This window comes from Mesorhizobium sp. M5C.F.Ca.IN.020.29.1.1 (assembly GCF_003997375.1).
GTDB lineage: Bacteria > Pseudomonadota > Alphaproteobacteria > Rhizobiales > Rhizobiaceae > Mesorhizobium > Mesorhizobium wenxiniae.
Genome location: NZ_RZSW01001077.1, coordinates 1 through 847 on the forward strand (window position 1 = coordinate 1; position 847 = coordinate 847).

Consider the following 847-nt stretch of genomic DNA (forward strand, 5'->3'; position numbering starts at 1 on the left):
GTTCTAGGGGAGGATGAACCGCCGGCGTTTCCCGGCCCGGAACGAAAAATAGTCTTGCTTTTTCAATTGGATATTAGACGAAAAAGATATTCTGCGCGCCACATTCGCCGCCAAAATCAAACGATTTGGACCTGATTGCGGCTCACGTCCAACTCACCGAGATTTTACGGCCATTTCACTTCCGGCGGCAGGCTGGACAGGATCGAGGCCACGTTGCCGCCGGTCCTCAGTCCGAAGATAGTGCCGCGATCGTGAAGCAAGTTGAATTCGACATAGCGGCCGCGGCGAATGAGCTGTTCTTCACGGTCGCCGTCGGTCCAGTTGTCGTTGAAATTGGCCCGCACCAGATGTCCGTAGACGACGAGAAAAGATCGCCCGACATCTTGGACGAAGTTGAAATCGGCGTTCCAGCCGCCTTTTTCCTCACCCGAATGCAGCCAATCGAAGAAGATGCCGCCGGTGCCGCGCGGTTCGTCGCGGTGCGGCAGATAGAAATACTCGTCGCACCAGGCCTTGAATTTTGCGTGGTCGGCGACGCCAGCGTGCTTCTCGCAGGCGAATCGCATGGCCCTGTGGAAGGCAACCGTGTCCGGGTCGTCCTGGGTGCGGCGACGGTCGAGCACCGGCGTCAGGTCGGCGCCGCCGCCGAACCACTGGCGCGAGGTGACGACCATACGCGTGTTCATGTGCACCGCCGGCACGTTGGGGTTCCACGGATGGGCGATCAGCGAAATGCCACTCGCCCAGAAGCCCGGGTCTTCCTCGGCGCCCGGCATCTGCTTCCTGAACTCCGGCGAGAACTCGCCATAGACGGTGGAGGTGCGGACGCCGACCTTCTCGAAAACGC

At 60.2% G+C, this 847-nt stretch carries 1 protein-coding gene; it reads right to left on the reverse strand.

Going from position 1 to position 847, the window contains the following annotated elements:
- Positions 1-164: 164 nt before the first annotated feature.
- Positions 165-847, reverse strand: a 683-nt coding sequence (gene hemF, locus EOA85_RS36320) for an oxygen-dependent coproporphyrinogen oxidase (protein WP_127212805.1), incomplete at its 5' end; no start/stop codon positions are given.